The sequence below is a fragment of the Variovorax atrisoli genome, from assembly GCF_014195185.1.
In the GTDB taxonomy this organism is placed as follows: Bacteria; Pseudomonadota; Gammaproteobacteria; order Burkholderiales; family Burkholderiaceae_C; genus Variovorax; species Variovorax atrisoli.
On sequence record NZ_JACIBG010000001.1, the window covers coordinates 941821 to 966477 of the forward strand.

General features: G+C 66.6%; 22 protein-coding genes. 3 read left to right on the forward strand and 19 right to left on the reverse strand.

Annotation, left to right across the window (positions count from 1 at the left end; genetic code table 11):
- Positions 1-5: 5 nt before the first annotated feature.
- From carB to rpsB, 18 genes are all read right to left on the reverse strand, one after another.
- Entirely contained in the window at positions 6-3254 is a 3249-nt protein-coding gene (gene carB / locus FHY06_RS04505) for a carbamoyl-phosphate synthase large subunit (RefSeq protein WP_019652438.1), read from the reverse strand.
- Positions 3247-4440 carry a glutamine-hydrolyzing carbamoyl-phosphate synthase small subunit gene (gene carA, locus FHY06_RS04510; RefSeq protein WP_019652437.1) on the reverse strand — a complete coding sequence of 398 codons (1194 nt, stop codon included), beginning with the start codon at positions 4438-4440 and terminating at the stop codon, positions 3247-3249. The genes carB and carA overlap by 8 nt, the downstream gene beginning before the upstream one ends.
- A gap of 141 nt (positions 4441-4581) precedes the next feature.
- Entirely contained in the window at positions 4582-5367 is a 786-nt protein-coding gene (locus tag FHY06_RS04515; RefSeq protein WP_126181961.1) for a TrmH family RNA methyltransferase, read from the reverse strand.
- Positions 5368-5378: 11 nt separating this feature from the next.
- Entirely contained in the window at positions 5379-6104 is a 726-nt protein-coding gene (gene rnhB / locus FHY06_RS04520) for a ribonuclease HII (RefSeq protein ID WP_019653463.1), read from the reverse strand.
- On the reverse strand, positions 6076-7224 hold the full coding sequence (gene lpxB / locus FHY06_RS04525) for a lipid-A-disaccharide synthase (RefSeq protein ID WP_184603589.1): 1149 nt from the start codon (positions 7222-7224) through the stop codon (positions 6076-6078). The genes rnhB and lpxB overlap by 29 nt, the downstream gene beginning before the upstream one ends.
- Positions 7225-7234: 10 nt before the next feature.
- Positions 7235-8023, reverse strand: coding sequence for an acyl-ACP--UDP-N-acetylglucosamine O-acyltransferase (lpxA, locus tag FHY06_RS04530; RefSeq protein WP_019652434.1), 789 nt, complete (start codon positions 8021-8023; stop codon positions 7235-7237).
- A gap of 34 nt (positions 8024-8057) precedes the next feature.
- Complete coding sequence (gene fabZ / locus FHY06_RS04535) at positions 8058-8507, reverse strand: 3-hydroxyacyl-ACP dehydratase FabZ (protein ID WP_038113972.1); 450 nt, start codon at positions 8505-8507, stop codon at positions 8058-8060.
- 23 nt (positions 8508-8530) lie between these two features.
- Positions 8531-9508, reverse strand: coding sequence for a UDP-3-O-(3-hydroxymyristoyl)glucosamine N-acyltransferase (lpxD, locus tag FHY06_RS04540; protein ID WP_184603591.1), 978 nt, complete (start codon positions 9506-9508; stop codon positions 8531-8533).
- A 14-nt stretch (positions 9509-9522) separates the two neighbouring features.
- Positions 9523-10068, reverse strand: coding sequence for an OmpH/Skp family outer membrane protein (locus FHY06_RS04545; RefSeq protein WP_019652431.1), 546 nt, complete (start codon positions 10066-10068; stop codon positions 9523-9525).
- A complete protein-coding gene (gene bamA, locus FHY06_RS04550; protein WP_019652430.1) occupies positions 10069-12501 on the reverse strand; it encodes an outer membrane protein assembly factor BamA in 2433 nt (810 codons plus the stop codon).
- Positions 12502-12539: 38 nt separating this feature from the next.
- Positions 12540-13913 carry an RIP metalloprotease RseP gene (gene rseP / locus FHY06_RS04555; protein WP_184603593.1) on the reverse strand — a complete coding sequence of 458 codons (1374 nt, stop codon included), beginning with the start codon at positions 13911-13913 and terminating at the stop codon, positions 12540-12542.
- Between the two features lie 45 nt (positions 13914-13958).
- Positions 13959-15149: a 1-deoxy-D-xylulose-5-phosphate reductoisomerase gene (ispC, locus tag FHY06_RS04560; RefSeq protein ID WP_132797990.1), complete on the reverse strand. Its 1191-nt coding sequence runs from the start codon at positions 15147-15149 to the stop codon at positions 13959-13961.
- The gene (locus FHY06_RS04565; protein WP_126181968.1) at positions 15146-15991 is read right to left on the reverse strand and encodes a phosphatidate cytidylyltransferase; all 846 of its coding nucleotides are present in this window, start codon (positions 15989-15991) and stop codon (positions 15146-15148) included. The genes ispC and FHY06_RS04565 overlap by 4 nt, the downstream gene beginning before the upstream one ends.
- An 18-nt stretch (positions 15992-16009) precedes the next feature.
- On the reverse strand, positions 16010-16732 hold the full coding sequence (gene uppS, locus FHY06_RS04570) for a polyprenyl diphosphate synthase (RefSeq protein WP_019652426.1): 723 nt from the start codon (positions 16730-16732) through the stop codon (positions 16010-16012).
- 8 nt (positions 16733-16740) lie between these two features.
- On the reverse strand, positions 16741-17301 hold the full coding sequence (gene frr, locus FHY06_RS04575) for a ribosome recycling factor (RefSeq protein WP_019652425.1): 561 nt from the start codon (positions 17299-17301) through the stop codon (positions 16741-16743).
- 11 nt (positions 17302-17312) lie between these two features.
- Positions 17313-18035 (reverse strand): UMP kinase, encoded by a 723-nt coding sequence (pyrH, locus tag FHY06_RS04580; protein WP_019652424.1) that lies wholly within the window; start codon positions 18033-18035, stop codon positions 17313-17315.
- 95 nt (positions 18036-18130) lie between these two features.
- The gene (gene tsf / locus FHY06_RS04585) at positions 18131-19054 is read right to left on the reverse strand and encodes a translation elongation factor Ts (protein ID WP_126181970.1); all 924 of its coding nucleotides are present in this window, start codon (positions 19052-19054) and stop codon (positions 18131-18133) included.
- Positions 19055-19134: 80 nt separating this feature from the next.
- On the reverse strand, positions 19135-19887 hold the full coding sequence (gene rpsB / locus FHY06_RS04590; protein WP_126181971.1) for a 30S ribosomal protein S2: 753 nt from the start codon (positions 19885-19887) through the stop codon (positions 19135-19137).
- Positions 19888-20093: 206 nt separating this feature from the next.
- On the opposite strand from rpsB, the gene FHY06_RS04595 reads away from it, so the two are divergent.
- The gene (locus FHY06_RS04595) at positions 20094-21416 is read left to right on the forward strand and encodes an amidase (protein ID WP_184603595.1); all 1323 of its coding nucleotides are present in this window, start codon (positions 20094-20096) and stop codon (positions 21414-21416) included.
- A gap of 56 nt (positions 21417-21472) precedes the next feature.
- Positions 21473-22726, forward strand: a complete 1254-nt coding sequence (locus tag FHY06_RS04600; RefSeq protein ID WP_184603597.1) for a D-amino acid dehydrogenase — start codon at positions 21473-21475, stop codon at positions 22724-22726.
- Here the strand turns inward: FHY06_RS04600 and FHY06_RS04605 are convergent.
- Positions 22716-23144: a hypothetical protein gene (locus FHY06_RS04605; protein ID WP_184603599.1), complete on the reverse strand. Its 429-nt coding sequence runs from the start codon at positions 23142-23144 to the stop codon at positions 22716-22718. The two genes, FHY06_RS04600 and FHY06_RS04605, sit on opposite strands and share 11 nt — an antisense overlap.
- A 52-nt stretch (positions 23145-23196) precedes the next feature.
- On the opposite strand from FHY06_RS04605, the gene FHY06_RS04610 reads away from it, so the two are divergent.
- A complete protein-coding gene (locus FHY06_RS04610) occupies positions 23197-24657 on the forward strand; it encodes an NAD(P)H-hydrate dehydratase (RefSeq protein WP_184603601.1) in 1461 nt (486 codons plus the stop codon).

Here is a 24657-nt window from a genome sequence, read left to right on the forward strand (position 1 = left end):
GACGCTCAGGCCGCAGCCAGTTGCGCGTGCATTTCCTGCACCGAGATCACGCCGAGCTCGTCCATGAAGCCCATGCCTTCCACCGCGGCTTCGGCGCCGAAGATCGTGGTGAAGGTGGTCACGCGAGCCTGCAGCGCCGAGGTACGGATCTGGCGCGAGTCGGTGATGGCGTTGCGGCGCTCCTCCACCGTGTTGATGACCAAGGCAATCTCGTTGTTCTTGATCATGTCCACGATGTGCGGACGGCCTTCGGTCACCTTGTTCACCGTCGCGCACTCGATGCCCGCGGCATTGATGGCAGCGGCCGTGCCCTTGGTCGCGATCAGCTCGAAGCCCAGCTTGGCCAGGCCGCGCGCCACTTCGACGGCACGTGCCTTGTCGTTGTTCTTCACCGAAATGAAGACCTTGCCCGACTTCGGCAGGTGCGTGCCCGCGCCCAGCTGCGACTTCACGAAGGCTTCGCCGAAGGTCTTGCCCACGCCCATCACTTCGCCGGTCGACTTCATCTCGGGGCCAAGGATGGTGTCCACGCCCGGGAACTTGACGAACGGGAACACGGCTTCCTTCACGCTGAAGTACGGCGGCGTCACTTCCTTCTCGATGCCCTGCGACTTCAGGGACTGGCCGGCCATGCAGCGTGCCGCCACCTTGGCGAGCTGGATGCCGGTGGCCTTGCTCACGTAGGGCACGGTGCGCGATGCGCGCGGGTTCACTTCGAGCACGTAGATGACGTCCTTGCCGTCCTTCTGCTGGATGGCGAACTGCACGTTCATCAGGCCGACCACGTTCAGCGCGGCCGCCATGGCGGCGCTCTGGCGCTTGAGCTCGGCCACCGTCTCGGCGCTCAGGCTGTACGGAGGCAGCGAGCAGGCGGAGTCGCCCGAGTGCACGCCGGCCTGCTCGATGTGTTCCATCACGCCGCCGATGAGCGTCTGGCCCTCGGCGTCGCGCAGGCAGTCGACGTCGCATTCGACCGCGTCGTTCAGGAAGCGGTCGAGCAGCACCGGCGAGTCGTTGCTGACCTTGACGGCCTCGCGCATGTAGCGCTCGAGGTCGCGCTGCTCGTGCACGATTTCCATCGCACGGCCGCCCAGCACGTAGCTCGGACGCACCACCAGCGGGTAGCCCAGTTCGGAGGCCTTCTCGAGCGCCTCGGCTTCGGTGCGCGCGGTGGCGTTCGGCGGCTGCAGCAGCTTGAGCTCGTGCAGCAGCTTCTGGAAGCGCTCGCGGTCTTCCGCGGCGTCGATCATGTCGGGCGAAGTGCCGATGATCGGCACGCCGTTGGCCTCGAGGTCGAGCGCGAGCTTCAGCGGCGTCTGGCCGCCGTACTGCACGATCACGCCCAGGGGCTTTTCGCGGTCGACGATCTCGAGCACGTCTTCCAGCGTCAGCGGCTCGAAGTACAGGCGGTCGGACGTGTCGTAGTCGGTCGACACGGTCTCGGGGTTGCAGTTGACCATGATGGTCTCGTAGCCGTCCTCGCGCATGGCAAGCGCGGCGTGCACGCAGCAGTAGTCGAACTCGATGCCCTGGCCGATGCGGTTGGGACCGCCGCCGAGCACCATGATCTTCTTCTTGTCGCTCGGATCGGCCTCGCACTCGTCCTCGTAGGTCGAGTACATGTAGGCCGTGTTGGTGGCGAACTCGGCCGCGCAGGTGTCCACGCGTTTGTAGACCGGGCGCACGCCCAGGGCGCGGCGCTTTTCGCGGATGGCGGTGTCGGTCGTGCGCAGTTGCTTGGCCAGGCGGCGGTCGGAGAAGCCCTTCTGCTTCAGCAGGCGCAGCGTGGCGGCGTCGATGTCGTCGAGCGACTTGGTTTCCAGCTCGAGCTCGATCTTCACGATCTCCTCGATCTGCACCAGGAACCACGGGTCGATCTTCGTGAGCGCGAACACTTCCTCGACGCTCATGCCCTGGGCGAAGGCATCGCCCACGTACCAGATGCGCTCGGGGCCGGGCTCGCCCAGCTCCTTCTCGAGCACTTCGCGGTCCTGCGTCTTCTCGTTCATGCCGTCGACGCCGACTTCGAGGCCGCGCAGCGCCTTCTGGAACGACTCCTGGAAGGTGCGACCCATGGCCATCACCTCGCCCACAGACTTCATCTGCGTGGTGAGGCGCGAATCGGCCTGCGGGAACTTCTCGAAGGCGAAGCGCGGGATCTTGGTGACGACGTAGTCGATCGAGGGCTCGAACGACGCCGGCGTGGCGCCGCCGGTGATCTCGTTGCGCAGCTCGTCGAGCGTGTAGCCCACGGCCAGCTTGGCCGCGACCTTGGCGATCGGGAAGCCGGTGGCCTTGGAGGCCAGCGCCGACGAACGCGACACGCGCGGGTTCATCTCGATGACGACCATGCGGCCGTCCTTCGGATTGATCGAGAACTGCACGTTAGAGCCGCCGGTGTCCACGCCGATCTCGCGCAGCACGGCCAGGGAGGCGTTGCGCAGGATCTGGTATTCCTTGTCTGACAGCGTCTGCGCGGGTGCCACGGTGATCGAGTCGCCGGTGTGCACGCCCATCGGGTCGAGGTTCTCGATGGAGCAGACGATGATGCAGTTGTCGGCCTTGTCGCGCACGACCTCCATCTCGTACTCCTTCCAGCCGAGCAGCGACTCTTCGATCAGCAGCTCGTTGGTCGGCGAGGCTTCGATGCCGCGCTTGCAGATGGTCTCGAACTCTTCCGGGTTGTAGGCGATGCCGCCGCCGGTGCCGCCGAGCGTGAAGCTGGGGCGGATCACCGTCGGGAAGCCAACGTGCTTCTGCACCGCCCAGGCCTCGTCCATGGAGTGCGCGATGCCGGAGCGGGCCGAGCCCAGTCCGATCTTGGTCATCGCGTCCTTGAACTTCAGGCGGTCTTCCGCCTTGTCGATGGCTTCGGGCGTGGCGCCGATCAGCTCGACGGGCTTGTTGGTGGATGCGCCCGTGTACTTGTCGAGCACGCCGTTGCGCCACAGGTCGAGCGCGCAATTCAGCGCGGTCTGGCCGCCCATGGTCGGCAGGATCGCGTCGGGACGCTCCTTGGCGATGATCTTCTCGACCGTCTGCCAGGTGATGGGCTCGATGTAGGTGACGTCGGCCGTGGCCGGGTCGGTCATGATCGTCGCGGGGTTGCTGTTGATCAGGATGACCTTGTAGCCTTCTTCGCGCAGCGCCTTGCAGGCCTGCACGCCGGAGTAGTCGAACTCGCAGGCCTGGCCGATGATGATCGGGCCGGCGCCGATGATGAGGATCGATTTGAGGTCTGTGCGCTTAGGCATTCTCTTTCTCCGTCTTTTCCGTCTTGTTCTTTTCCATGAGTGCCGTAAAGCGATCGAACAGGTAGCCGATGTCGTGCGGGCCCGGCGAGGCTTCGGGGTGGCCCTGGAAGCAGAAGGCGGGCTTGTCGGTGCGTGCCAGGCCCTGCAGCGTGTTGTCGAACAGGCTGATGTGGGTGGGACGCAGGTTGGCCGGCAGCGACTTCTCGTCGACCGCGAAACCGTGGTTCTGGCTGGTGATGCTCACGCGGCCGTTGTCGAGGTCCTTCACCGGGTGGTTCGCCCCGTGGTGGCCGAACTTCATCTTGAAGGTCTTGGCGCCGGAGGCCAGCGCCATGATCTGGTGGCCCAGGCAGATGCCGAAGGTCGGGATGCCGGTCTCGATCAGTTCCTTGACGGCGCTGATGGCGTAGTCGCAGGGCTCCGGGTCGCCGGGGCCGTTGGCCAGGAAGATGCCGTCCGGCTTGAGCTTGAGCACGTCGGCCGCGGGCGTCTGCGCCGGCACCACGGTGATGCGCGCGCCGCGCTGGGCGATCATGCGCAGAATGTTCTTCTTGACGCCGTAGTCGAAAGCCACGACGTGGAAGCGCGGCGTGATCTGCACGCCATAGCCCGCGCCCAGCTTCCACTCGGTCTCGGTCCACTCGTAGGTCTGCTTGACCGACACCACCTTCGCCAGGTCGAGGCCCGCCATGCTCGGCGCGGCCTTGGCGGAGGCGATGGCCTTGTCGATCAGCGCCTGCGTCACGGTCTCGCCCGCGGCCAGGCCCAGGATGCAGCCGTTCTGCGCGCCGTTGGTTCGCAGGTGGCGGGTGAGCTTGCGGGTGTCGATGTTCGCGATGGCCACGGTGTTGCCGGACACGAGATACTCGGTCAGCGTGGCGGTCTTGCGGAAGTTGGAGGCGACGAGGGGCAGGTCCTTGATGATCAGGCCCGCGGCATGGATCTTGTCGGCTTCGATGTCCTCGCCGTTGACGCCGTAGTTGCCGATGTGCGGATACGTGAGCGTCACGATCTGCTGGCAGTAGCTCGGGTCGGTGAGGATTTCCTGGTAGCCGGTCATGGCGGTGTTGAACACCACTTCACCGGTCGTGGAGCCGGTGGCTCCGATCGAGTTGCCGAGAAAGACCGTGCCGTCTGCGAGCGCCAGGATGGCGGGCGGGAAACTTCCCTTGAGAGACAAAAGCACTGGGTTCTCCGGATGGTTACGGTCGCCCGGAGCCTCAGGCGCGTGCCTGGGGACTGCTGCTTAAGGGGAAGATGGCGTTGTAGGCGGCCGGGCGACGCTGATTTGCGAGTAAGCCCCCGATTGTAGCCCGGACTGGGTGTGTTATTTGGCCAGCAGGGCTGCTCCGCTCGCATGGAGGCAGATCGCGGCCGCGGCGGCGACGTTCAGCGACTCCTCACCGCCTGGCTGGGCGATCCGGATGTGGTGCGAAGCCCGTGCCTCCAGCGCCGCCGAGACGCCCTGCCCTTCGTGCCCCATCAACCAGGCACAGGGATGGGGCAATTCGGCCCTGTGCAGCCAGTCGCCGCGGTGGGAGCTGGTGGCGACCAGCGGCACCTTCAGGCCATCGAGCGCGTCGGCGTCCACGCCTTCGATCAGCCGCAGGCCGAAATGCGCCCCCATGCCGGCACGCAGCACCTTGGGCGCCCACAGCGCCGCCGTGCCCTTGAGCGCGATCACCTGGGTGAAGCCGAACGCCGCGGCGCTGCGCAGGATGGAGCCGGCGTTGCCGGCGTCCTGGAGGCGGTCGAGCACGACGCTGGGCGCATCTGCAAGCAGCTCGGGCCGAGACGGCACATCGAGCACGAAGCCCATCGGCGCCGGCGATTCCAGGCCGCTGATGTCGCGCAGGAGGTTGTCGGCAACCACTACGGTTTTGATAGCACCAGCCGACCACTCGGCCGGCGCCTTGGGCCAGAACGACTCCGAGAACACCGCCACGGCGGGCTTGACGCCCCGCGCCAGCGCAGCCCGGCAAAGATGATCGCCTTCGAGCCAGATCCGTCCCAGCTTGCGATAGGCGCCCGGGTCCTGCGCGAGCTTGCGCAGGTCTTTGAGGAGCGGGTTGTCGCGCGAGCTGATGTGGCTGGCGCCGGTGTCGGAAGTCATCGGGGCAAGGCTCAGGGGGCTGCGCGAAGCTCGGGCCGCGACACTTCGATGGCGCCGAGGCCCATCGGCGGCTGGCCGTCGGTTTCGACGGGCAGCGCCACCTTCAAGGTTCCACCGGTACGTGCCAGCGCCGCCGCCACCGGGCTGAAAGACTTGCGGTGGTGCACGCAGGCGCCATGGCGCTGCAGCGCCTCCAGGTGTTCGGGCGTGCCGTAGCCCTTGTGGCCGGCGAAGCCGTAGTGCGGGAACTCGACGTGCAGTTGCTCGCAAAGCCGGTCGCGGTGCACCTTCGCGAGGATCGACGCGGCCGAGATCGCCTTGACCCGCGCATCGCCCTTGACGATGGCCTCGGCCAGCACGTCGAGCGTGGGCAGGCGGTTGCCGTCGACCAGCACCTTCGCCGGCCTGAGCCGCAGCCCTTCGACGGCCCGGCGCATCGCCAGCATGGTCGCCTGCAGGATGTTGTGTGTGTCGATCTCCTCGACGGTGGCCTGCGCGATGGAGCAGCACAGCGCCTTGGCCAGGATCTGGTCGTGCAGGCGTTCGCGCTGCAGGGCCGTGAGCGTCTTGGAATCCGCGAGACCGCGGATAGGCCGCAGGTCGTCGAGGATCACGGCGGCCGCTACCACAGGCCCGGCGAGAGGGCCTCGGCCCGCCTCGTCGACACCGGCGATCAGGCCGGGCGCGTCCCACGCCAGCGGGGCCTGCTCAGCCTTCAAGAACTTTCTGGATCGCATCGGCGCAAAGTGTGGGCGTATCGCGCTGCAATTGCACATGCAGCTCTGAAAATCTTTGTTGCAGTGCCCGGGTCTTTTCCGGCGCATCGAGCCAGTCGAGGGTGGCGCGGGCAAGTGCCTCGGGCGTGGCGGCTTCCTGCAGCAACTCGGGCACCACGAAGTCCCGGCACAGGATGTTGGGCAATCCCACCCAGGGCTGCAGCTGCTTGCGCTGCATCAGGCGCCACGAGAGCGCGTTCATGTTGTAGGCGATGACCATCGGCCGCTTGAACAGCGCCGCCTCTAGCGTGGCGGTACCGCTGGCGATCAGCGTGGCGTCGCAGGCGGCCAGCACGGCATGCGACTGGCCGTCGAGCAGCTTGACGCGGCCGGCCATGCCGCTGGCCTGCAGCAGGGTTTCGACTTCGGCACGCAGGCCCGGGATGATCGGAGCCACGAACTGCAGCGCCGGTCGCTCCTTCTGCATCAGCGCCGCAGCGGCGAAGAAGCGGGCGGCCAGGTAGCGGATCTCCGAACGGCGGCTGCCCGGCAGCAGGGCCACGACCGGCGCATCGGGCGCCAGGCCGATCGCCGCACGCGCGCCGGCGCGGTCGGGCACCATCGGAATGACGTTGGCGACGGGATGGCCGACATAGCTCGCGGCGACCCCCTTCTCCGCCAACAGTTCGGGCTCGAAGGGGAAGATGCACAGCACGTGGTCGGCTGCGGCGCGGATCTTCTCGATGCGCTCGGGTCGCCACGCCCAGATCGACGGGCAGACGAAGTGCACCGTCTTCATGCCCTGGCTGCGCAGGCCGGCCTCGAGATCGAGGTTGAAATCGGGCGCGTCGACGCCGATGAAGAGCTGAGGCCGCTCCTGCAGCAGCCGCGCCTTGAGCTGCCGGCGGATGCCGGCGATCTCGGCGTAGTGCCGCAGCACCTCGATGTAGCCGCGCACCGCGAGCTTCTCCTGCGGCCACCAGCTCTGGAAGCCGTGGGCCAGCATGCGTGGGCCGCCGATACCGGCGGTCTGGAGATCAGGCCAGCGCGCCAGCAGGCCGTCGAGCAGGAGGCCGGCGAGCAGGTCACCGGACGCTTCGCCCGCGACCAGCGCGAAGCGTCGCTGTCCGTCGTTCTGCATGGCCGTCACTTCAGCGCGCGATGCCGCGCGTCGAATTGGCGAGGAAGGATTCCATCAGCGCGACGTCACCGGCCGCCTCGGGCATTTCGGTCGCGAGTGCGGCGATGCCTGCCCGCGCCTCGTCGAGCGTCTTGCCCTGGCGGTACAGCAGGCGGTGCATCTGCTTCACCGCCGCGATCCGCTCGGCGGAGAAATCGCGCCGGCGCAGGCCGACGATGTTGAAGCCGCGCACCGCCAGCGGATTGCCATCGACCAGCATGAAAGGCGGCACGTCCTGCGTGACCGCGCTCGCGAAGCCCAGCATGGCGTGGGCGCCCACGGAGACGAACTGGTGGATGCCCGTGAGCCCGCCGACCGTGACCCAGTCGGCCAGGTGCACGTGCCCGGCCAGCGTCGTGTTGTTGGCCAGCGTGGTGTGGTCGTCCACACGGCAGTCGTGGGCGATGTGCGTGTAGGCCATGATCCAGTTGTCGTTGCCGACACGCGTCACGCCACCTGCCCCGGGCACGCCGAGGTTGAAGGTGCAGAACTCGCGGATCACGTTGCGGTCGCCGATGACGAGCTCGGTCGGCTCGCCGGCGTATTTCTTGTCCTGCGGAACGGCGCCGAGCGACGAGAACTGGAAGATCCTGTTGTCGCGCCCGATGGTGGTGCGCCCCTCGATCACGCAGTGCGCGCCGATGGTGGTGCCCGCGCCGATCCGCACGTGCGGACCGATCACGGCATAGGGCCCGACCGACACCGAGGCGTCGAGCTGTGCCTGGGGGTCGACGATGGCCGTCGAGTGAACCTGGGTCATGCCTTGTGGATGAGCGACTGGCTGCGGCCGGCCATCAGTTGATCTGGCGCATGGCGCACATCAGCGACGCCTCGCAGGCGAGTTCGCTGCCCACCAGGGCCCGGCCCTTGAACTTGGAAATGCCCGCCTTCATGCGCTCGATCTCCACTTCGAGGGTCAGCTGGTCGCCCGGCTCCACGGGGCGCTTGAAGCGGGCACCGTCGATCGCGGCGAAGTAGTAGACGGTGTTGTCGTCCGGCACGATGTCCAGCGAATGGAACGACAGCAGCGCCGCCGCCTGCGCCATCGCTTCGAGCATCAGCACGCCCGGCATCACAGGGCGGTGCGGGAAGTGGCCGTTGAAGAACGGCTCGTTCATCGTCACGTTCTTGAGCGCCGTGATGCGCTTGCCCTTTTCCATGTCCAGCACGCGGTCCACCAGCAGGAACGGGTAGCGGTGAGGCAGCAGCTTGAGGATTTGATGGATATCGAGCGTCGTCGTCATGATTTTCTGTTCCTGCATCGTCGTCATTTTTTCGAGGGAGCCTTCTCCAGCGCCTTCAGTCGTTCGCGCAGGCTGTGCAACTGCTTGAGCGTTGCCGCATTCTTTTCCCAGTTCGCATTGTCATCGATGGGAAACATGCCGGTGTATTGGCCGGCCTTGTGGATGGAACGGGTGACCACGGTCGCGGCCGACACGTGCACGCCGTCGGCGACGGTCAGGTGCCCCAGCACGATGGCACCGCCACCAAAAGTGCATCCGGCACCGATGTTCGCGCTACCGGCCACGCCGACGCAACCCGCCATGGCCGTGTTCCTGCCGACCCGCACGTTGTGGCCGATCTGGATCAGGTTGTCGAGCTTCACGCCGTCTTCGATGACGGTGTCGTCCAGCGCGCCGCGGTCGATGCAGGTGTTGGCGCCGATCTCGACGTCGTTACCGATGCGCACCGCGCCGAGCTGCTCGATCTTGACCCAGCGCCCCTCGTGCGGGGCGAGCCCGAAGCCGTCGGCACCGATCACCACGCCTGGATGCAGCAGGCATCGTTCACCGATGACGCAGTCCTCGCTGACCGTCACGCGCGACTTCAGCACGGTGCCCGCACCGATGCGGGCGCCCCGCTCCACCACGCACAGCGCGCCGATGCGCGCCGTGGCGTCGACCTGCGCTTCAGGGTGGATCACCGCGCTGGGATGGATGCGGTCGGCCTCCGGACGCGCGTTATGCGACTTCCAGAGCTGCGTGAGACGGGCGAAGTAGAGATACGGATCAGGCGTGACGATGTAGGCGCCGCGCGCCGCGGCCGCCTCCCGCATGGCGGGCGACACGATCACGCAGGCGGCCTTGGAGGCCGCCAGCTCCTGCTGGTATTTGGGATGGCTCAGGAAGCTGAGCGCATCGGGCTGCGCATTCTGGAGCGGCGCAAGCCGCTCGATGGACAGCGCCGCATCGCCATGAAGCTCGCCCCCAAGGGCGTCGACAATGGCTCCGAGCTGCAGTGACACGCCGGTTCGCGGCGTTACTTGCCGGCCGCGGGCGCAGGAGAAGCGACGGACGCGTTCAGCGCCTTGATCACCTTGTCGGTGATGTCGTGCTTCGGATTGATGTAGATCGCTTCCTGCAGGATGGCGTCGTACTTCTCGGCTTCAGCCACCTGCTTCACCACGCGGTTGGCGCGCTCGTAGACCTGCTGGAGCTCCTCGTTCTTGCGCGCGTTGAGGTCTTCCTGGAACTCACGGCGCTTGCGCTGGAAATCACGGTCCTGATCGACCAGCGCGCGCTGGCGCGCGACACGTTGCGACTCGGCCAGGGTCGGCGCCTCGCGCTCGAATTTTTCCGATGCGGCCTTCAGGGCATCGCCCTGCGCCGTCAGGTCCTTCTCGCGCTTGAGGAATTCCGCCTCGAGTTTCGCCTGGGCGTTCTTGGCCGGCTGCGCCTCACGCAGCACGCGGTCCGGATTCACGAAGCCGATGCGAAAGGTTTCCTGCGCCTGGGCCGGAGCCGCGCCAAGTGCAAAAACGGGAATCAACAACGCGCCGGCCGCGGCGCGAATCAAATGCTTCATTTAGAAAGACGTTCCGATCTGGAATTGGAGGCGCTGGATTCTATCCTTGGGGATATAGCCCGCCGTGAAGGGTTGTCCCACTTCCTTCTGGGACCTGACCGGGAAGGCATAGGCGAGGCGCAGCGGACCCAGCGGCGAAATCCAGCTGATACCCAGGCCGACCGAGGCCCGCAGCTTCTTCTCGGCACTCCATTGTTCGTCGGTCACGCCGGGCGCCCGGGTGCCGAACACGTTGCCGATGTCGAAGAAGCCATACAGACGCAGGGTGCGGTCGTTGCCGGCACCCGGGAACGGAGTGCTCAGCTCGGCGTTGAAGATCGCCTTCTTCGTACCGCCGATGGCCGCACCTTCGCTCTGGAGGAACAGCGGGGCGTCGCGCGGGCCGAGCGAGTTCTGCTCGAAGCCGCGCACCGAACCCAGGCCACCCGCGTAGAAGTTCTTGAAGATCGGGTAGACCTTGTTGCCGAAGGCCTTGGCATAGCCGACTTCGCCGTTGATCGAGAACGTGTACTGCTTGTTGATCGCGAAGAACTGCTGGTACTGGTAGTTCGTCTTGACGTACTTCATGTCGCCGGCGGCACCGACTTCGAGGTTGGCACGTTGCAGGCGACCGGTGGTCGGGATCAAGGCACTGTCGCGGCTGTCGCGGCCCCAGCCGACGCTCAGCGGGACGCCCCAGACGCTCTTCTGGCTGCAGTTCACCACCAGCAGGCCCGTGGCGTCCTTCTGGCATCCGAAGTAATTGAGGTACGACGGCGGCGTATACAGGCCGGAGAAAGCAGTCGAGCTGTTCGGGTCGAACGCATAGCGCTCCAGACCGATGCCGAAGAAGACGGTGTCGACTTCGCTGAACGGCACGCCGAAACGGATGGAGGCGCCCTGGTTCACCAGCTTGTAGTCACCGTCGGTGGAGGTCTGGTACGGACGCGTCGTCGTGTGATAGATGCTGAACGTGCGCGAGATGCCGTCCGCCGTGAAGTACGGATCGGTTGCGGTCAGCGACAGCGTACGGTTGTACTTGCTGGTGTTGACCTGCACGCCCAGGAAGTTGCCCGAGCCGAACACGTTCTCCTGCGAGATGCCGAAGGTCAGCGCGACCTTTTCGGCGCTGGAGTAGCCGGCGCCGAGCTGCAGGCTGCCGGTGGGCTTCTCGACCACGCTGACGGTCAGGTCCACCTGGTCCGGCGAGCCGGGCACTTCCTGGGTGTCGACGTTGACTTCGGTGAAGAAGCCCAGGCGGTCCACGCGATCGCGGGACAGCTTGATCTTGTCGCCGTCGTACCAGGAGGCCTCGTACTGGCGGAATTCGCGGCGGATCACCTCGTCGCGGGTCTTGTTGTTGCCGCCGACGGAAACGCGGCGAACGTAGACGCGGCGCGAGGGCTCGGCCTGCAACGTGAGGGCCACGCGGTTGTTGACGCGGTCGATCTCGGGACGCGCCTGCACGCGCGCGAAGGCGTAGCCGAAGGTGCCGAAGTAGTCGTTGAAGGCCTTGGTGGTCTCGGTGACCTGTTCGCCGTTGTAGGGCTCACCCGGCTTGATGGTGATCAGCGACTTGAACTCGTCGTCGCGGCCGAGGTAGTTGCCGTCCAGCTTGACGCTCGACACCACGAACTTCTCGCCTTCGGTGATGTTGACGGTCACCGTCAGGTCCTTGCGGTCCGGCGAGATCGCGACCTGGGTCGAGTCGATGCGGAACTCGAGATAGCCGCGCGTGATGTAGTACGAGCGCAGGGTTTCGAGGTCGGCGTTGAGCTTGGTGCGCGAATACTGGTTCGACTTCGTGTACCAGCTCATGAAGCCGCCGCTGTCCTGGTCGAACAGGCTCAGCAGCGTCGATTCGCTGAAGGCCTTGTTGCCCACCACGCGCACTTCGCGGATGCGGGCCGATTCGCCTTCGGTCACGGTGAAGGTCAGGTTGACGCGGTTGCGCTCGATCGGCGTGACCGTGGTCACGACCTGCGCGTTGTACAGGCTGCGGCTCACGTACTGGCGCTTGAGCTCCTGCTCGGCGCGGTCGGCCAGAGCCTTGTCGTAGGGCCGGCCATCGGCAAGGCCGACTTCGCGCAGTGCCTTCTGCAGCGCGGCCTTGTCGAACTCCTTGGTGCCGACGAAGTCGACATCGGCGATGGTCGGGCGCTCTTCCACGATGACCACCAGCACGTTGCCGTTCACGTCGATGCGAACGTCCTTGAACAACCCCAGATCGAACAGCGCGCGAATGGCGGCGGAACCGCGCTCGTCGCTGTAGGTATCGCCCACGCGCAGCGGCAGCGACGCGAAGACCGTACCGGCCTCGACGCGTTGCAGACCTTCGACGCGGATGTCGCGCACCGTGAAGGGTTCGACGGCCCAGGCGGCCGAAGCTGCAAGCGCACTTGCAACCACCGCGACAACGCTACGCAGGCGAAAGCGACTGAAGTTTTTGTTCATCTGTGAATTGAGCCGGCACGGAAAGGGCCGGCAGAAAGTTAACCAAAGAGCCGCGTGACGTCGTTGAAGAGTGCGACCGACATCATGACCAGCAACAGGGCCACACCCCCGCGCTGAAGCCGTTCCATCCAGGCGTCGGAGACGCTCTTGCCGGTCAGGCCCTCCCAAAGATAATACATCAGGTGTCCTCCATCGAGGACCGGCAGCGGCATGAGATTGAGTACCCCGAGGCTCACGCTGATGAGCGCCAGGAACACCAGGTACTGCGTAAATCCGAGGCTCGCGGACTTGCCCGCGTAGTCGGCTATCGTGAGAGGACCGCTGAGATTCTTGATCGACGCTTCGCCGATGACCATCTTGCCCATCATGCGAACGGTCAGCGCGGACACCTCCCAGGTGCGCACCACGCCACGCCAGATGCCATCGATCACCCCCTGGCGCACAGTCACCATTTCAGCAGGTGCGCCGACATAGGCGCCCACACGCCCCACCTTGGCGCCGCCCTCTTCGCGAACTTCGGGCTTCACGTCGATGGTGAGCGGACGGCCGCCGCGCTCGATCTGCCAGGCCTGCGTGCGCGGCTGGCCGTTGTCGACCGATGCGCGGATCGCTTCGCGCAATTGCTGGCCGTCGATGATCGCCGTGGCGCCGATGGCGCGGACCACGTCGCCCTTGAGCAGGCCGGCCGACTCGGCTGCACTGCCCTTCATGACCTCTCCGATCTCGGGCCGGGTCAGGGGTGCCAGCACGCCGATCTTGCGGAACATCTGCGGATCGGCGTCCCTGGCCTCCATGCGGCTCAGCGGGAGCACCAGTTCACGTGCAGGCCGACCGCCCTCGCCCGCGACCTCGATGGTCAGGTCCCGGCCGTCGAGCGCACCGCGCGTCATGCGCCAGCGCAGATCCTCGAAGGACTGGACCGGCGTCAGGTCGCCGTCGAAACCGGCACGGGTGATGTGCTCGCCGCCCTTCAGGCCGGCCGATTCGGCGATCGAGCCCGCCACCGGGCGCGCCAGCGTGGCAACAGGCTCCTGCACGCCGATCCAGTTGACCGCCGTGTAGAGCACCACCGCCAGCAGCAGGTTGGCGATCGGCCCGGCCGCCACGATGGCCGCACGCGAACGCAGGGGCTGGGTATTGAAGGCGCGGTGGCGTTCCTCGGGCGCGACGGGACCTTCGCGCTCGTCGAGCATCTTGACGTAACCACCGAAGGGAAATGCGCCGATCACGAACTCGGTCTTCTGGCCCGGATGCTGCCGCTTCGGCTCCCATCGGAGAAGCGCCTTGCCGAAACCGACGGAGAAACGCTCCACCTTGACGCCACAGGCCACCGCGACGCGGTAATGGCCGTACTCATGCACCGCGATCAGGACACCGAGTGCAACCACAAAGGCTATGACAGTAAGCAGCATCGGAGTCCTTGCTTTTCGGGGAAAGGCGTCGCTCGGTCAGGTACTTCAGGCAGCGAATCGCAGGGCCGCGGCATTGGCTGCCGCCCGGGCGCTGGCGTCGATCGCCAGCAGGTCGGCCAGCGATGCCGGCTTGGAGGGAGCCACTCTTTCCAAAGTTTCCATGTTGACTGCATGTATGCAATCGAACCGCAAACGGCGGTCAAGGAAGGCCTCGACCGCGACCTCGTTGGCAGCGTTGAGCACCGCCGTTGTGCCCGGCGCGGCTCGCAAGGCGTGCCAGGCCAGGCCCAGCCCCGGAAAGAGCGCCGAATCGGGCGACTCGAAGGTGAGCGCGCCCATCTGGCGGAAGTCGAGCCGCGCGGCGCCGCTTTCGACGCGCTCGGGCCAGGCCAGGCCTACCGCGATCGGCACACGCATGTCGGGCGTGCCGAGCTGGGCGATGACGGAGGCGTCAGTGAACTGGACCATCGAGTGCACCACGCTCTGCGGATGGATGACCACCTCGATCTGCTCAGGCGACACGCCGAACAGATGGCGCGCCTCGATCACCTCGAGCGCCTTGTTCATCATGGTGGCCGAATCGACCGAGATCTTGCGGCCCATCACCCAGTTCGGATGCGCACAAGCCTGCTCGGGCGTCACCGTCCGGAGGGTCTCGGGCGCGCGGGTACGGAACGGGCCGCCCGAGGCGGTCAGGATGATCTTGTCGATACGCCGCGCCCACGTGGATGGGTCCTCGGGCAGCGACTGGAAGATGGCCGAATGCTCGCTGTCGATGGGCAGCAGCGTCGCCCCGCCCTCACGCACAGTACGCATGAAGAGCTCGCCGCCGACGACGAGCGCCTCCTTGTTGGCCAGCAGCAGCCGCTTGCCGGCGCGCGCCGCGGCCAGGCACGGCCCCAGGCCGGCAGCGCCGACGATGGCGGCCATCACGGCATCGGTTTCGTCGTGCGACGCTATCGTTTCAAGAGCATCGTCGCCCATCAGCACGACCGTCTTCAGGCCGTTCTGCTTCAGCTTCTCGGCCAGCAGCGCTGCGTGCGGCGCACTGGCCATCACCGCGAATTTCGGGGAGAACTGCGCGCACTGCGCCAGCAGTTCGTCGACCCTGGTGGCCGCGGAAAGCGCGAAAACCTCGAATTGCTCGGGGTGGCGCGAAATGACGTCGAGCGTGCTCACACCGACCGAACCGGTCGATCCGAGTACCGTAACGCGTTGTCTTCTGGATGAATTCACAGGAAAGCCAGCATCATGGCAATGGGCAACGCCGGCAAGAGGGCATCCACGCGGTCGAGGACGCCGCCATGGCCGGGCAGCAGCCGGCTGCTGTCCTTGGCGCCGGCGCTGCGCTTGATGAGAGATTCGACGAGGTCGCCCACGACGCTCATGGCCGCGAGGAACAGCGCAGCCAGCAGCAGCAGCCACCAGCCGCGATCGGCGAGACGTGTGTACAGGCTGGCCACCGTGGCGCCGGTTGCCTTGTCGGCCCAGACCCAGGCGAAAGCCAGCACCACCACGCCGATCATGCCGCCCCAGACGCCCTCCCAGCTCTTGCCGGGGCTGATGGCCGGAGCGAGCTTGCTGCGGGTGAACTTGAGGCCGAAGGCGCGGCCGGCGAAATAGGCGAACACGTCGGCCACCCACACCAGCACGAGGATCGACAGCAGGAAGTTGATGCCGATCATGCGCGCCTGCACCGCGGCAAGCCAGGCAACCCACAACGCCAGCAGGCCGCCGACCAGGCGCAGTCCTCGTGGAATGCGCGGCCAGCCGGGCACGGCGACTCGAAGCAAGGCTGCGCCGCCCAGCACCCAGGCCGCGCTGGCCAGGGTCCACATCAGGATCAGCGGCTGCGCCAGCAACCCGAGCCACCAGGACAACGCACATAGCGCGATGGTTTCGGCACCCAGGAAAAGCGACACGCCCTGTCCGTAGCCGTTCAGGCGGCCCCATTCCCAGGCGCCGGCGCCGATCAGCACCAGCATGACGCAGCCGAAGGGGATGTAACTTGGATAGAACAGCGCCGGCAGCAGGATCGCGAGAAGCACGATCGCCGTGATGATTCGTTGCTTGAGCATGCGGAGGCTGCCGGGCCGTCAGGCCTCGGCGGTGGAAGAGACTTGCGCCGAGGTCTGGCCGAAGCGCCGTTCGCGCCCCTGGAAGGCCGCGATGGCCTCGTCGAGCGCGGCCTCGTCGAATTCGGGCCACAGCTTGTCGCTGAAGAAAAGCTCGGCGTAGGCGCTCTGCCAGAGCAGGAAATTGGAAAGACGCTGCTCTCCGCCGGTGCGGATGAACAGGTCGGGATCAGGCACATGGGCCAGCGCCATGGCTCGATCGAGGCTGAGTTCCGTGATCGGCTCGCCCTTCGCAGCGAGCTTGGCGGCAGCCTGCGCGATGTCCCACCGGCCGCCGTAGTTGAAGCAGACGTTGAGCACGAGCCGCGTGTTGTGCGCCGTGGCGGCTTCGGCCTCGAGCAGGCCGTTCACCATCTTGGGCGACAGGCCTGCGCGTTCGCCGACGAAATGCAGCTGCACGCCGTCGGCGCTGAGCTTGGGCACCTCGCGGGCGAGCGCGCCGACCATCAGCTCCATGAGCCCGGAAACCTCCTCGACAGGACGATTCCAGTTCTCGGAAGAAAACGCGAACACGGTGAGCACACCCACGCCGCGCTCGGCGCAGGCCTTGACGCAGCGGCGCAGCGATTCGACGCCCTGCTTGTGCCCTGCGATACGGGGAAGAAAGCGCCGCGTCGCCCAGCGGCCGTTGCCGTCCATGACGATGGCAACGTGGTGGGGAATGCGCGGCGCCGACGAGGCCATGGCAGGCCTCAAACGGCCATGATCTCCGCTTCCTTGGCCGCGACCAGGCGGTCGATTTCCGCGATATGGCGGTCGGTGACCTTCTGGATCTCGGCTTCGGCGCGCTTCTGCTCGTCCTCGGAGGCCAGCTTTTCCTTGACCAGCTTCTTGACCGCCTCGTTCGCATCGCGGCGCAGGTTGCGCGTGGCGATCTTGGCGCTCTCGCCTTCGTTGCGGACCAGCTTGGTCATTTCCTTGCGGCGCTCTTCGCTCATGGCGGGCAGCGGCACGCGGATCAGGTCGCCCATCGAGGCAGGGTTGAGGCCCAGGTCGCTTTCGCGAATGGCCTTCTCGATCTTGGCGCCCATGCCCTTTTCCCACGGCTGCACGCTGAGGGTGCGCGAATCGAGCACCGACACGTTGGCAACCTGGCTCAGGGGCACCTGGGAGCCGTAGTACTCCACGTGGATCGAGTCGAGCAGCGCCGAATTGGCACGGCCCGTACGGATCTTGGTGAGGTTGTTCTGGAATGCGGCGATCGACTGGTTCATCTTCGCGTCGGTCGCACTGCGGATGTCTGCAATGGTCATCTCAAATACTCCTAGGCATGCACCAGCGTGCCTTCGTCCTCGCCCATGACGACGCGCTTGAGCGCGCCATTCTTGAAGATCGAGAACACCTTGATCGGCAGCTTCTGGTCGCGGCACAGCGCAAAGGCCGTGGCGTCCATGATGCCGAGGTTCTGCGCAATCGCCTCGTCGAAGGTCAGCGTGGCGTAGCGGGTTGCGTCGGGGTTGGTCTTGGGGTCGGCGGTGTAGACGCCATCGACCTTGGTCGCCTTGAGCACCAGCTCGGCGCCGATCTCGGCACCACGCAGCGCAGCGGCCGTGTCGGTGGTGAAGAACGGGTTGCCCGTACCGGCCGCGAACACCACGACCTTGCCCTCTTCGAGGTACTGCAGCGCCTTGGGGCGCACATAGGGCTCGACCACCTGCTCGATCGCGATCGCGGACATCACGCGGGCCACGAGGCCCTGCTTGTCCATCGCGTCGGCCAGGGCCAGCGAATTCATGACCGTGGCCAGCATGCCCATGTAGTCGGCCGTGGCTCGGTCCATGCCGACCGAACCGCCTGCGACGCCGCGGAAGATGTTGCCGCCGCCGATCACGACCGCCACCTGGACGCCCATGTTCACGACCTCGGCCACCTCCTGCACCATGCGCACGATGGTCGCGCGGTTGATGCCGAAGGCATCGTCACCCATCAACGCCTCTCCCGACAGCTTCAACAAGATTCGCTTGTGGGCTGGACGGGCATCAGACATGGGCAATTTCCTTTGGTTGGGCGGGACGAGTGTAAAACGTGACGATGAAAAAACGACGGTGCGCGCGAACGCACCGTCGCTGGAGCCATAAAGGCTTAGGCGGCAGCCTTGGCTGCGGCGACTTGAGCGGCGACCTCTGCAGCGAAGTCGTCAACTTTCTTCTCAATGCCTTCGCCGACCACGTACAGGGTGAAGCCCTTGATCGTGGTGTTGGCGGCCTTGAGCATCTGCTCGACGGTCTGCTTGTCGTTCTTCACGAAAGGCTGGTTGTGCAGCGAGACTTCCTTCAGGAACTTCTGCACGCCGCCTTCGATGCGCTTGGCGACGATGTCAGCCGGCTGGGGCTTCTTGCCTTCTGCTTCGGCGGCCTTGCGGTCTTCTTCCGCCTTGCCGGCAGCGATGGCGCGTTCCTTCTCGATCAGCTCGGCAGGCACGTCCGAAGCAGCGATCGACACGGGCTTCATGGCGGCGATGTGCATCGCGACGTCCTTGGCGGCAGTGTCGTCACCTTCGAACTCGACCATCACGCCGATGCGCGTGCCGTGCAGGTACGAAGCCAGCTTGCCGTTGCCGGCGAAGCGCTTGAAGCGGCGGAAGGTCATGTTCTCGCCGATCTTGCCGATCAGGCCCTTGCGCACGTCCTCGAGCGTGGGGCCGAAGCCGTCCTGCTCGTAGGGCAGTGCACCGAGTGCAGCGATGTCGGCGGGATTCTTCTCGGCGATGAGCTTGGCGGCGGCGTTGACCAGGGCCAGGAAGCTGTCGTTCTTCGAAACGAAGTCGGTTTCGCAGTTGACTTCGATCATCGCGCCGGCGTCACCAGCAGCGTATGCGGCCACCACGCCTTCGGCGGTGATGCGGCTCGACGCCTTGCCAGCCTTGTTGCCGAGCTTGATGCGCAGCAGCTCTTCTGCCTTTTCCATGTTGCCGTCGGCCTCGGTCAGGGCCTTCTTGCACTCCATCATCGGCGCGTCGGTCTTCGCGCGCAGTTCGCCGACCATGCTTGCGGTGATTGCAGCCATTTTGTATCTCCGTGAATTCAAAAATCAGGTTAAAAAAAAGGGGCACCAAAGCCCCTTCTTCAGGCTCGCGGGCGCGCCAATCAGGCCGAGGCACCCTCTTCGACTTCGACGAATTCGTCATTGCCTTCGGCGATGGCCTTCACCACGTCGCCGGTGGCGCTGTTGCGGCCTTCGATGATCGCGTCGGCGATGCCGCGGGCGTACAGCGTGACAGCCTTCGACGAGTCGTCGTTGCCGGGGATCACGTAGTCGATGCCTTCGGGCGAGTGGTTGGAGTCCACCACGCCGATCAGCGGGATGCCCAGCTTCTTGGCTTCAGCCACGGCGATCTTGTGGAAGCCCACGTCGATCACGAAGATGGCGTCGGGCAGGGCGCTCATGTCCTGGATGCCGCCGATGTCCTTCTCGAGCTTCTCGATTTCACGCGTGAACGTGAGCTGTTCTTTCTTGCTCAGGTTGTCGAGGCCGGCTTCCTGCTGCGCCTTCATGTCCTTCAGGCGCTTGATCGAGGTCTTGACCGTCTTGAAGTTGGTCAGCATGCCACCCAGCCAGCGGGTGTCGACGTAGGGCACGCCGGCACGGCGGGCTTCGGTCGCCACGATGTCACGGGCCTGGCGCTTGGTACCGACCATCAGGATGGTGCCGCGGTTGGCGGTGAGCTGCTTGGCGTACTTCATCGCTTCCTGGAACATCGGGAGCGACTTTTCCAGGTTGATGATGTGGATCTTGTTGCGATGGCCGAAGATGTACGGGGCCATCTTGGGGTTCCAGAAGCGGGTTTGGTGACCGAAATGGACACCTGCCTCCAGCATTTCGCGCATGGTCGTGGACATTGAAATTACTCCAAAGGTTGGGTCTAAAATCCAGCCCGTTTTGCGCTCTTCGAATCGAGTCACAACACCTTGATTGGGCCGGTTTGCGGATGTGTCTGGCTGGGAGCAATGAAAGCCGTTGCCCGGCCAGCGAAACCCAAAGAGTATAGCACGGGCGTCGCCCCTCCCCTGAACCTGAACCGCCCCGGCGGCACCCTGCAGCTCCCATGAACGACCTCCACGCCACCCGTCTCGACCTTCTGGCAGGTGGCACCGACGCCCGCACCGAAATGGAGCGCGCGCTCGACATCTCCAGGTCCGCCGCCTGCGCCCACGCCTTCACCCGGACGATGTTCGACGAGGCCCCGGGTTCGGCCCAGGCCTGCGACCCGGCGAGCCGCCTGGCCGGGCTCGCCTTCACGGCAAAAGACCTTTTCGACGTCGAGGGCCAGGCCACCCCTGCCGGCTCCGCCGTCCTCGCCCACGCCCCGGCCGCGAAGGCCGATGCTCCTGCCGTTGCTCGGCTGCGCGCCGCCGGTGGCGTGCTGACAGGCCGGACCAACATGACGGAGTTCGCCTTCTCCGGCGTTGGCGTCAATCCACACCATGGAACGCCGGCCAACGTCAGCGACGCCGCGGTGCCGCGCATTCCGGGCGGTTCCTCGTCCGGGGCGGCGATCTCGGTGGCGAGCGGGGCAGCCTTCATCGGGCTGGGCTCCGACACCGGCGGCTCGATCCGCATTCCCGCGGCGCTCAACGGCATCGTCGGCTTCAAGAACACGGCCCGGCTGACGCCCACCGCCGGCGCCCTGCCGCTGTCGACCACGCTGGACACCGCCTGCGCCATGACCCGATCGGTGCGCGATGCCATCACCGCGCACGAGATCCTCGCCGCCCGGCGCGTGACCGCCGGCAACGCCCCGCTCTCCGCCTACAGGCTGGCCGTGGTGAAGAACCTGTTCTTCGATGGCATCGAGCCCGCCGTCGCCACCGCCTTCGAGCGCTCGCTGAAGGCTCTGCGTGCCGCCGGCGCCCGCATCGTGGAGATCGAACTGCCCGAGCTCGCCGAACTCGGCGCCATCAATGCCACCGGCGGCTTCTCGGCTGCCGAGGCCTACGCTTGGCATCGCCTGCTGCTGGAACGCAGCGGCGCCGGCTACGACCCGCGCGTGGCCCAGCGCATCCTGCGCGGCGCGACGATGAAGGCGCACGAGTACATCGACCTGATCAACGCACGACGCGACTGGATCGGCCGTGTCGAAGCCGCGCTCGCACCATTCGACGCCGTGCTGTCGCCGACCGTGCCGATCACCGCGCCGCCCATCGCCAGCGTGGCGCCGGGCGCCGAGCGCGACGAAGAATTCTTCCGCGTCAATGCGCTGCTGCTGCGCAACCCGTCGGTCATCAACATGCTCGACGGGTGCGCCATCTCTCTGCCCTGCCACGTCCCCGGTGAATTGCCGGTGGGCCTGATGCTGTGGCATGCCGCGCTGCACGACGACGCCGTCCTTGCGGTGGCGCTCCAGACCGAACGCGCACTGCAAGAATAGCGGCCGACGGCGTCCGCTCCGCTGGCGCCGGCCATCTCTCTCATCCTGAACATTCAATGAAAATCGCGATCGTGGGCGCCGGCATCATCGGCGTCACCACCGCCTGGGAACTGGTTTCCGACGGCCATGAAGTGACCGTGTTCGAGCGCCGAGGCGCCGCCGCCGAGGAAGCCAGCTTCGCCAATGCCGGCGTGGTCGCTCCCGGATACGTCACGCCGTGGGCCGGTCCCGGCATGCGCGGCAAGGTGCTGCGCTCCCTGCTCTCTTCGCGCGGCGCCATCAAGCTGCGCTGGCCCCTGGGCTCGCGCGACCTCGGCTGGCTCTCCCGCTGGCAGAAGGCCTGCAAGCTCGACACCTACCTCGCCAACCGCGCCCGCATGCAGCGTCTTGCCTTCTACAGCCGCAACCGGCTGCACGAGGTGACCGAGGCGCGCGAACTCAGCTACGAGCGCAGCGACGGCTACCTGGTGCTGCTGCGCTCCAAGCGCGAGAAGAAGCTGGTGCAGCCCGGGCTCGACGTGCTGCGCGCGGCCGGCAGCGTCTTCAAGGAAGTCGACGCCGACGAGGCCCGGCTGATCGAACCCGCCCTGAACCCCGATACCCCGCTGGCAGGCGCCATCCATCTGCCCGAGGACGAAGTGGCCAACTGCCGCCAGTTCGCACTGCTGCTCAAGTGGGAGGCCGAATCCTTCGGCGCCCAGTTCCATTTCAACTGCGACATCGCGCCGCTGAGCCGCGCAGCGCCCACCTCTCTCTCGCTCGCCAGCGGCTCGGACCCGGTCCGCTACGACGCCGTTGTGGTCTGCGCCGGCCTGGAATCGGCCGCGCTGCTGCGGCCCCTGGGCCTGCGGATTCCGATGGCGCCGGTCTACGGCCATTCGGTCAGCGCGCCGATCCGCGAGCCGCTCAATGCGCCGCGCAGCGCGGTGATGGACGAGCGCTTCAAGGTCGCCATCTCCCGGCTGGGCCAGCGGGTGCGCGTGGCCGGCAGCGCGGAGATCGGCGGCTCGCTGGAGACGATGAATCCCGCCGCGGTGCAGACGCTCTACAAGGTGCTGCACGACTGGTTTCCGGGTGCCGCGACGCTGCAGTCGGGCATCCAGCAGTGGAAAGGCGCCCGGCCGATGCTGCCCGACGGTCCGCCGGTGCTGGGTGCCAGCGGCATTCCCGGCGTCTGGCTCAACCTCGGGCACGGATCGAGCGGCTGGGCACTCTCGTGCGGCAGCGCGCGCGTGCTGGGCGACCTGATCGCAGGGCGCGAGCCCGGCATCGACCTCGAAGGACTCGGGGTCGAACGGCTCAGTCTCTAGGACCCCATCGGCGCAAGGCCTCCGGGCTTGCCGGCTTTTCGACGGGAAGCTCCGGCTCCGGAGGAGGCCGGAACCTGCCGGCCATCCAGCCCAGCAATCCGGGGCAGACCAACCCGAAGAAGACCAGGCACAAGCCGGCAGCCCCCAGGAGTGCCAGGCGCTCCAGCCCGGAAGTCGCTTCGGCCGGCAGGTCGAACCAGCGGACCACGCTGATGCCGAAACCGACATTGGCGGCCCAGGCCACGTCCCGCAGCGGAATCCATCGCCTGAACTCGGCCAGCAGGAAGACGCCCCACACAAGGCACAGCAGGCCGAGAACCCACGCGAATCCGGCGATCCACGCCAGCGTCGCGGCGAGGAACGACACCAGCGCCGCGACGAGCAGAACAAGCAGCCAACCGGCGCCCTTGAAATTCATCCCCGGATCATAGGCAGGCAAGCCGCTGGCAGGCCGGCGGCACAATGCGTCGATGCAACGCATCACCTCCGCCACTGCTGCCGATCTGTTCGACATCGCTGCAACTCGCCGCATCGAGCAGGCAGCGTCGGCCGCCCTGCCCGCCCACACGCTGATGCAGCGCGCGGGCCTCGCGGTGGCGCGGCTCGCGATGGCGATCGCGCCGCATGCGCGCACGATCTGGGTGGCTTGCGGACCAGGCAACAACGGCGGGGACGGCTTCGAAGCTGCTGCGCAGTTGCAGCACCGGGGCTTCTTCCCGGTCGTCACCTTCCTCGGCGATGAAGGCAGGCTGCCGCCGGACGCCAAGGCATCGCTGCAGCGGGCCCGCGATGCAGGCGTCACCTTTGCCACGACGCCGCCGTCGGCCTTTGAACTCGCGATTGACGCATTGCTCGGCATCGGCTCGGGGCGTCCGCCCGACGGCACGATGGCCGATTGGCTCGAGCAGATGCACGCCAGCGGCCAACCCGTGCTGTGCGTCGATGTGCCCTCCGGGCTGAATGCGGATACCGGCACGCTGCCTCGGGGCGCCGGTCACGCACGGGCAGCCGCCCGCAGCTGTATCACCTTCCTCACGCTCAAGCCCGGCCTGTTCACGGCGCAAGGCCGCGACGCGGCGGGCACGGTCTGGTTCGACGACCTGGGTTGCGGCGCCTTCAGGGACCGCCCCGTGGCGCGCATCGCCGGAGCGCCCGATGCGCAGCTTCGCGAGCATGCCTCGCACAAGGGCAGCTATGGCGACGTCGCGGTGATCGGAGGCGCCTCCGGCATGGCAGGCGCGGCTTTGCTGGCTGGCTCGGCGGCGCTGCATGGGGGCGCCGGCCGCGTGTTCGTCGGGCTGCTCGATCCGAGCGCAGCGCCCGTCGATACCGCGCAGCCCGAACTGATGCTGCGCGACGCACGGACGCTCGATCTCTCGAACATGACCGCCGTCTGCGGCTGCGGCGGAGGAGAAGCCGTGCGCGAACTGCTGCCGCGTGTGCTCTCGACGGCGGCCGCGCTGGTGCTCGATGCAGATGCGCTCAATGCCATCGCAACCGACAAGACACTGCAAGCCCAGCTGGCATCGCGCGGAAAAATTGGATCGCCAACGGTGATCACGCCGCATCCGCTGGAAGCGACGCGCCTGCTGGGCAGATCGGTCGGGGAAGTCCAGGGCGACCGGATGGCCGCGGCGCGAGAACTCGCGGCGCGCTTCGGCGTCGTTGCCGTGCTCAAGGGATCAGGCACCGTCATCGCCGGCGCCGGCCAAACGACGCCCGTCATCAACCTGACCGGCAACGCCCGGCTCGCAACCGCGGGCACCGGCGACGTGCTGGCCGGAATGATCGGCGCAGCGCTGGCGGCGGGCCGCCCAGCGTTCGAAGCGGCACGCGAATCCGTCTGGCAGCACGGCCACATCGCCGACACCTGGCCGGCCGATGCGGCCCCGCTCACTGCCGGCGCGCTGGCCCGCCGCGCATCCGACTGA

What these genes read in the sequence shown, in the direction of transcription:
- pyrH (WP_019652424.1), bottom strand. Translation starts at nt 18,035, where the DNA reads ATGTCTGATGCCCGTCCAGCCCACAAGCGAATCTTGTTGAAGCTGTCG.
- rseP (WP_184603593.1), bottom strand. Translation starts at nt 13,913, where the DNA reads ATGCTGCTTACTGTCATAGCCTTTGTGGTTGCACTCGGTGTCCTGATC.
- FHY06_RS04515 (WP_126181961.1), bottom strand. Translation starts at nt 5,367, where the DNA reads ATGACTTCCGACACCGGCGCCAGCCACATCAGCTCGCGCGACAACCCG.
- lpxA (WP_019652434.1), bottom strand. Translation starts at nt 8,023, where the DNA reads ATGACCCAGGTTCACTCGACGGCCATCGTCGACCCCCAGGCACAGCTC.
- fabZ (WP_038113972.1), bottom strand. Translation starts at nt 8,507, where the DNA reads ATGACGACGACGCTCGATATCCATCAAATCCTCAAGCTGCTGCCTCAC.
- frr (WP_019652425.1), bottom strand. Translation starts at nt 17,301, where the DNA reads ATGACCATTGCAGACATCCGCAGTGCGACCGACGCGAAGATGAACCAG.
- carB (WP_019652438.1), bottom strand. Translation starts at nt 3,254, where the DNA reads ATGCCTAAGCGCACAGACCTCAAATCGATCCTCATCATCGGCGCCGGC.
- FHY06_RS04605 (WP_184603599.1), bottom strand. Translation starts at nt 23,144, where the DNA reads ATGAATTTCAAGGGCGCCGGTTGGCTGCTTGTTCTGCTCGTCGCGGCG.
- tsf (WP_126181970.1), bottom strand. Translation starts at nt 19,054, where the DNA reads ATGGCTGCAATCACCGCAAGCATGGTCGGCGAACTGCGCGCGAAGACC.
- bamA (WP_019652430.1), bottom strand. Translation starts at nt 12,501, where the DNA reads ATGAACAAAAACTTCAGTCGCTTTCGCCTGCGTAGCGTTGTCGCGGTG.
- rpsB (WP_126181971.1), bottom strand. Translation starts at nt 19,887, where the DNA reads ATGTCCACGACCATGCGCGAAATGCTGGAGGCAGGTGTCCATTTCGGT.
- FHY06_RS04600 (WP_184603597.1), top strand. Translation starts at nt 21,473, where the DNA reads ATGAAAATCGCGATCGTGGGCGCCGGCATCATCGGCGTCACCACCGCC.
- FHY06_RS04565 (WP_126181968.1), bottom strand. Translation starts at nt 15,991, where the DNA reads ATGCTCAAGCAACGAATCATCACGGCGATCGTGCTTCTCGCGATCCTG.
- FHY06_RS04595 (WP_184603595.1), top strand. Translation starts at nt 20,094, where the DNA reads ATGAACGACCTCCACGCCACCCGTCTCGACCTTCTGGCAGGTGGCACC.
- uppS (WP_019652426.1), bottom strand. Translation starts at nt 16,732, where the DNA reads ATGGCCTCGTCGGCGCCGCGCATTCCCCACCACGTTGCCATCGTCATG.
- FHY06_RS04545 (WP_019652431.1), bottom strand. Translation starts at nt 10,068, where the DNA reads ATGAAGCATTTGATTCGCGCCGCGGCCGGCGCGTTGTTGATTCCCGTT.
- lpxB (WP_184603589.1), bottom strand. Translation starts at nt 7,224, where the DNA reads ATGCAGAACGACGGACAGCGACGCTTCGCGCTGGTCGCGGGCGAAGCG.
- FHY06_RS04610 (WP_184603601.1), top strand. Translation starts at nt 23,197, where the DNA reads ATGCAACGCATCACCTCCGCCACTGCTGCCGATCTGTTCGACATCGCT.
- rnhB (WP_019653463.1), bottom strand. Translation starts at nt 6,104, where the DNA reads ATGCGATCCAGAAAGTTCTTGAAGGCTGAGCAGGCCCCGCTGGCGTGG.